The organism is Dokdonella sp. (assembly GCF_051958935.1).
In the GTDB taxonomy this organism is placed as follows: domain Bacteria; phylum Pseudomonadota; class Gammaproteobacteria; order Xanthomonadales; family Rhodanobacteraceae; genus Dokdonella_A.
The window spans coordinates 24,726-31,707 of record NZ_JBQCFP010000117.1; the positions used below are offsets into that span (position 1 = coordinate 24,726).

Sequence of the window (6,982 nt, forward strand, 5' to 3'; positions counted from 1 at the left end):
ATCTGTCTTCGCTCGCGTTCACGCGTGAACGCATGGATGTCTCTCAGCCCTGCGCCGCGGGCGCGGGTGCCGGCGTCGCCTGCGCGGTCGCGCCGGCCTTCTCGGCGGCCTGGGCGGCTTCCTGCTCGGCCAGCCACTTCTCGAACTCGGCCTTCGGCACCGCCTTCACGACGATCGGCATGAAGCCGTGATCCTTGCCGCACAGCTCCGCGCACTGGCCGCGGTAGAGGCCGGGCTGGTCGATCTGCGTCCAGTTGTCGTTGATGATCCCGGGGATCGCGTCCTGCTTCCAGCCGAGGCTCGGCACCCACCACGCGTGGATGACGTCGTCGGCGGTGATCACGAAGCGCACCTTGACGCCGACCGGCAGCACGAGCGGCTTGTCGACGTTGAGCAGGTAGCTCGGGTAGTCGCCGTCCTTGATCGAGTGCGGGTCGACGCCCGAACCCAGCTGGCGCGCCTTGTTCGACTCGGCATCGAGGCTGGAAATGAAATTCACGCTCGACGTCTTCTTGAAGTAGTCGAGGTACTCGTAGCGCCACTTCCACTGGTAACCGGTGATCTTGATCGTCATGTCCGAGCCCTTGGCTTCGGCCATGTCGACGAGCAGCTTGGTCGCCGGCCACGCCATCACGACGAGGATGATGATCGGCACGACCGTCCAGATCACCTCCATCGTGGTGTTGTGGCTCCACTTCGCCGCGACCGCGCCCTTCGATTTGCGGAAGCGCACCATCGCGATGATCATCGCGCCGAACACGACGACGCCGATCGCGACGCAGACCCAGAACGCGAGCATGTGCACGCCGTGGATGCGCTGCGAGATCGAGGTCGCGCCCGGAGCCATGTTGAGCTGCCACGGCTGCGGATTCGCGAACGCTGTTCCGCTCGCCAGCAACGCGAGTACCGCGAACGCGCGGCAGGCGCGCAGGACCCCGGATGAAATCATCGCCATCACCTTTCTGGTTTTGCTCGGATGCGCCCCATTGCGCGGTCGCCGCGACGACCGCGCGGCCGAGGCCGGACGCGCCAAACGTCGGGAGCGTAACCCGTCAATGATAGTGGAGCGCGCGCGGCAGCGGCAACCGCGGTCCCGCGGCGCCGATCGCGCCGGCAGGCCCGCCCGCGACAAAGCGCCGCAGGCAGCGACCGGCCCGGCTCCTCGCGTGCGCGGTTCTTGGCCGGTCGCCGCGCGCTCACTACACTAGGCGTTCCTGGCGTCTTCCCGTCCCCGCACCGGCCACCGCGCCGGCGCTCCCCAGCACCCGAGACCGGCCCATGAGCGCATCGCTGCTGCCCGAACTCCCGCCTGCCCCCGACGCCGTCTGGGCCCGCATCACCGCCGCCTGGGCGCGCGACGAAAACGAAGCCGTCGACGACCTGCTCGCGCAGGCGACGCTGCCGCCGGCCGAACGCGAGCTCGTGCTCGCCCGCGCCTCCGAACTCGTCGCACGGGTGCGTGCACGCGCCGGCGAACAGAGCGCGGTCGAATCGTTCATGCGCCAGTACGACCTGTCCAGCGAGGAAGGCGTGCTGCTCATGTGCGTGGCCGAGGCGCTGCTGCGCATCCCGGACAAGCTTACCGCGGACAAGCTCATCCGCGACAAGCTCGGCGAGGCGGACTGGAAGAAGCATCTCGGCACCAGCGATTCGGTGTTCGTCAACGCGTCGACCTGGGGCCTCATGCTCACCGGCCGTCTCGTCGCGCTCGCCGAGGAGACGCGGCGCGACTTCACCGGCGCGTTCAAGCGCCTCGTCGGCCGCGCCGGCGAACCGGTGATCCGCCTCGCGGTGCGCCAGGCGATGCGCATCATGGGCCACCAGTTCGTCATGGGCCGCACGATCGAGGAAGCGCTCGACCGCTCCGCGCAGAAGGACAATGCGGCCTACCGCTATTCCTACGACATGCTCGGCGAGGCGGCGCTCACCGCCGCCGACGCCGAGCGCTACCATCGGGCCTACAAGGACGCGATCGGAGCGCTCGGCGCACGCGGGCCGTTCGACAGCGTGCTCGCCGCGCCGTCGATCTCGGTCAAGCTGTCGGCGCTGCATCCGCGCTACGAGGTCGCCAAGCGCGCGCGCGTGCACGCCGAACTCACGCCCAGGCTGCTCGAACTCGCCCAACTCGCGAAGGCGAACGGCATCGGCATGACCGTCGACGCCGAGGAGTCGGACCGGCTCGAGCTGTCGCTCGAAGTGATCGGCGCGGTGTTCGCCGATGCCTCGCTCGGGGGTTGGAACGGCTTCGGCCTCGCCGTGCAGGCGTACCAGAAGCGCTGCCCGTTCGTGATCGACTGGCTCGCCGACACCGCGCGCAAGGCCGGCCGCCGCTGGTGCGTGCGGCTGGTCAAGGGCGCTTACTGGGATTCGGAGATCAAGCGCGCGCAGGAACAGGGCCTCTCGGGCTACCCGGTCTACACGCGCAAGCCGAACACGGACGTCTCCTATCTCGCCTGCGCCAAGCGCCTGTTCGCCGCGGGCGCCGACCTCGTCTATCCGCAGTTCGCGACCCACAACGCACACACGATCGCGGCAATTCACCACCACGCGCGCAAGCGACCATTCGAGTTCCAGCGCCTGCACGGCATGGGCGCGGACCTCTACGACGAAGTCATCGGCGAGAAGAACCTCGACGTGCCGTGCCGCGTCTACGCGCCGGTCGGCAGCCACGAGGACCTGCTGCCCTACCTCGTGCGGCGCCTGCTCGAAAACGGCGCCAATACCTCGTTCGTCAATCGCGTCGTCGACGAGAACGTGTCGATCCGCGACCTCGTCGCCGACCCGTGCGAAACGGTCGCCGCATTCTCCTCCAAGCCGCACCCGCGCATCCCGCTGCCGGTCGGCCTCTACGGTGCCAGCAGGAAGAATTCCATGGGCGTGAACCTCGCCAACGACAACGAACTCAAGGCCCTCGCCGACGCCGTCAATGCGCCGCGCGCACCGTGGACTGCCGCGCCGCTCGTGCCGGGCGCGAGCACCGGCGAAGCGCCACGCGCGGTGACCAACCCGAGCGATCGCCGCGAAGTCGTCGGCGAGACGCGCAATGCGGACGCGGCGACGATCGAGAAGGCGCTCGCCAACGCGGTCGCCGCGCAGCCGGACTGGGACACGCTGCCGGCCGCGAGCCGCGCGGCGATCCTCGAGCACGCGGCCGACCTGCTCGAGCAGCGCCGCGGCGAGTTCATCGCGCTGTGCGTACGCGAGGCGGGCAAGACGATCCCGGCCGCGATCTCCGAAGTGCGCGAGGCGGCCGACATGTGCCGCTACTACGCGTCCCTTTCGCGCAAACTGTTCGGCACGCCCGAGGCATTGCCGGGCCCCACCGGCGAATCGAACCAACTGTTCCTGCGCGGCCGCGGCGTGTTCGTCTGCATCAGCCCGTGGAACTTCCCGCTCGCGATCTTCATGGGCCAGGTCGCCGCCGGCCTCGCCGCGGGCAACGCGGTGATCGCCAAGCCGGCCGACCAGACCACGCTCGTCGGCCACGCCGCGGTAAAGCTGCTGCACGAAGCCGGCGTGCCGGAAGCGGTGCTGCAGTTCGTGCCGGCAAAGGGCTCGGTGATCGGCAACACGCTGCTGACGAAGCCGGAAGTGTCGGGCGTCTGCTTCACCGGCTCCACCGAGACCGCGTGGACGATCAACCGCACGCTCGCCGCGCGCAATGCGCCGATCGCCGCGCTGATCGCCGAAACCGGCGGGCAGAACGCGCTGATCGCGGACTCCTCGGCGCTGCCCGAGCAGCTCGTCAAGGACGTGCTCGCGTCGGCGTTCGACTCGGCCGGCCAGCGCTGCTCGGCCGCGCGCGTGCTGTACGTGCAGGAAGACATCGCCGACAAGGTCATCGCGATGCTCAAGGGCGCGATGGACGAGCTCGTCGTCGGCGACCCGGCGAGGCTCTCGACCGACGTCGGACCGGTCATCGACGAGCCGTCGCGCACCTTCCTCGTCGAGCACGCCGCGCGCATGGACCGCGAAGCGAAGAAGATCAACGAGGCGAAACTCGACGCGGGCAGCGAGCACGGCACGTTCTTCGCGCCCCGCGCCTACGAGATCCCTTCGCTGTCGCTGCTCACCCAGGAAGTGTTCGGACCGGTGCTGCACGTGCTGCGCTGGAAGGGCAGCGAACTCGACCAGGTCATCGATGCGATCAACGCGACCGGCTTCGGCCTCACCCTCGGCGTGCACAGCCGCATCGACGCGACGATCGAGCACATCGCGCGCCGCGCGAAAGTCGGCAACTGCTACGTCAACCGCAACCAGATCGGCGCGGTCGTCGGCGTGCAGCCGTTCGGCGGCGAAGGCCTCAGCGGCACCGGCCCGAAGGCCGGCGGCCCGCATTACCTCGTGCGCTTCGCGACCGAACGCACGCTCACGATCAACACGACCGCGGCGGGTGGCAATGCGTCGTTGCTTACTTTGGGCGAGTGAGCAACGCGCGCAAATCATCCATCGATAGCGTTTCCTGCCCGCGATGCAGCATCGCGTGGCAGTTCGGGCAAACGGGGCGCAAGTCCCGTATCGGGTCGACCTGATATTCGTGTCCGATGTCCGACAACGGCACGAGGTGGTGCACGTGAATGAAGTCGACTCCGAGTTCGCCGTACGTCTCCTCGAACGAGAAGCCGCAGACCACGCACGCAGCACCGTAGTGACTTACGCACATCAACCGCGCGGTCCGGTCGCGTTCGTATCTCGAAGAAAGTACGCGGGCCAGCGCACCTTCCATCCGAGCCGCCCCGCCTTCCACGCTGTCTGAATGCTCGGACTCGTATCCGGTTGCTGGTAGTTGCTCGCCGATCAGGAGTTCCAGCTCCGCTGCCAACGCAGGGCTGTGGCCGTTCCTGACGCCTCTGCCGACTCGCCGGCGTGCAGCAAGATCGACCGCTTCGAACAGTGCGGGACGGAGTGCGTCGATTGAAAGCACAAAATCGCTTTGCGGCATATAGGGCACTTCCGCGAGAAGCGACCCGGGAACTGTCGCATAGAAGCTTCGTCCGTCATCTCCCTCGATCAATTCGACCTTCGGGAGTCGGACGCCGCGAGCATTTCCCGCAACGATCAGACGCAAGTGAGTCGTCGTCACCGTCGCGCTCTCGGTCCAGCCGACGTTCAAACGCATCCAGGTATCCAGATCCGTCAGGCCCCAGCGCTCAGGGCCATGAGTGGCGGCACGACGAATCAGCTCGGCAAGCAACATGACGGTGCCGTCGCGCACCATCATTGGTAGGCTCTTCAACGCGTCCATGAAGCATCCCCTTGAGTGTTGGCCGGCTTTTCGGTGCGGCCTATTCCAAAATCGCACCGCATCGAGCGCTTCCTCGACCGCGGCCGCCGGCGCCTTCTCGATCCTGCGCCAGCCGCGCGTACGCGCATCGACCGTGCGTGTCTGATCGCATACCACGACGCCCTGGGTCTTCGTGCCCGAACCCATCAGGGTCACGCTGAAGCCGATTTGCGCGATGCCGTGCCCGCCCTGCATGATCGGCGCCACAAGCAGCAGGCCGGATGCACGGTTGAATGCATCTGCCGACAGCACGAGCACCGGACGGGAGCCCGCGGACCTGATTTCCCCCCGTCAGTCGAGACTGAGCTCGAGGGTGTCGCCGCGCGCAGGAATGCCTCGGCTCACAGCAGCTCGCGCCACATCGGCTCGTCTTCGAGCGACGCATCACGATGCCAGTGCGCCGGCGACTTTGGACTTGCCGCCAGCCGATCCGCCAGCGTGCGTCGCGCAGGCGTCACCGACAATGTGCGCCCTTCGACGGCGAGCTCTACCACCGTACCGGCATCGACTGTGAGTGCCTTGGCGATGCTCTTCGGGATGGACAAGGTGATCGACCCGCCGGTTCGACGCAGCGTTGCTTCGCAGGGCATGTCGACACCACTCCATGTTTTGCTGGAATAGAACTCTACTCTCACGCGTGACGCGGTGCGAAGGCCTATTGGCGACTAGCTTGTCCAGTTTGGCGCGAGACCGAAGCGACCCGCGCGCGCGAACGCGCGCTCGAGCAGCGTGACGAGCCGCTCGGCGAGGTGGCCGTCGGCATCGAGGTCGGGATCGAAGATCGTGACTTCGAGGCCGAGCGCGTGCGGCGAGGCCAATGCGCGAGCGAGCACATCCTCGAGTTCGGCGAGGCGCAGGCCGCCCGGATCGGGCGAGTCGACGGCGGGCATCACCGACGGATCGAGTACGTCGACGTCGAGGTGGATCCAGAAGCCGCGCAGTTCGCTGCGCTCGAGCCGGCGCAGCGCCTCGCCCATCGATGCGGACACGCCGTCGGCGCGCACGCGTTCGATCGGCAGGCGCAGGAAGGCGGCGCGCTCGAAGCGCGCAGTATCCACTTCGTCGGGCGTGCCGTGGTCGCGGTACGCGTAGACGACGGTGTCGTCCTCGGCGAAGTACGGCTTGCCGCCATCGATGCCGAGGAGCGCGTCCGGACCGTGACCGGTCGCGAGCGCGAGGTCCATGCCGGCCGCCGTCAATGGGCGCGGCACGCGCGGGAAATAGAAGTCGCTGTGGCCGTCGATGAACAGCAGGCCATGGCGGCCGCGCCGGCGCAGCGCGAGCGCCCCGCCGAGCAGCACGCTGCAGTCGCCGCCGAGCACGAGCACGAAACGGCCGTCGTCGAGGCTCGTACCGATGCGTTCGGCGAGCCGGGGCGTATATGCCATGAGCCCGGCGCCGTTGCGGTAGCCGGTCGCGGCATCCGGCGCGGGATCATACGCGGGTACGGGGACGTCGCCGCGATCGCGCGCACCGAGTCGCTCGACCACGCGACGCGCACCCAGCGCGGCCGGTGCGCGGAACGCGCTCGGCACGTGGCCGTGCCGCAGCGGCCTGAGGCCGAGGTTCGATGGTGCGCCGACGACGTCGATGCCGCGCGACGCGGCGGCGCGCAAGGCCGGCGCGGCAACGCCCGCCCCCGTGGCGAGCAACGCGCCGAGCAGGCGGCGGCGCGCCGGGTCGGGTGTTCCGGTCGTA

At 68.4% G+C, this 6,982-nt stretch carries 5 protein-coding genes; 1 reads left to right on the forward strand and 4 read right to left on the reverse strand.

Annotation, left to right across the window (positions count from 1 at the left end):
- Positions 1-43: 43 nt before the first annotated feature.
- On the reverse strand, positions 44-949 hold the full coding sequence (gene coxB, locus ACTHK2_RS11475) for a cytochrome c oxidase subunit II (protein ID WP_440245844.1): 906 nt from the start codon (positions 947-949) through the stop codon (positions 44-46).
- 329 nt (positions 950-1,278) lie between these two features.
- Between coxB and putA the strand changes: the two genes are divergently transcribed.
- Positions 1,279-4,428, forward strand: a complete 3,150-nt coding sequence (gene putA / locus ACTHK2_RS11480; protein WP_440245845.1) for a bifunctional proline dehydrogenase/L-glutamate gamma-semialdehyde dehydrogenase PutA — start codon at positions 1,279-1,281, stop codon at positions 4,426-4,428.
- Here the strand turns inward: putA and ACTHK2_RS11485 are convergent.
- From ACTHK2_RS11485 to ACTHK2_RS11495, 3 genes are all read right to left on the reverse strand, one after another.
- Positions 4,412-5,566 (reverse strand): type II toxin-antitoxin system PemK/MazF family toxin, encoded by a 1,155-nt coding sequence (locus ACTHK2_RS11485; protein WP_440245851.1) that lies wholly within the window; start codon positions 5,564-5,566, stop codon positions 4,412-4,414. The two genes, putA and ACTHK2_RS11485, sit on opposite strands and share 17 nt — an antisense overlap.
- A 59-nt stretch (positions 5,567-5,625) precedes the next feature.
- Positions 5,626-5,874 (reverse strand): AbrB/MazE/SpoVT family DNA-binding domain-containing protein, encoded by a 249-nt coding sequence (locus ACTHK2_RS11490; RefSeq protein WP_440245846.1) that lies wholly within the window; start codon positions 5,872-5,874, stop codon positions 5,626-5,628.
- Positions 5,875-5,949: 75 nt separating this feature from the next.
- On the reverse strand, positions 5,950-6,982 hold a 1,033-nt coding region (locus tag ACTHK2_RS11495; protein ID WP_440245847.1), incomplete at its 5' end, for an arginase family protein.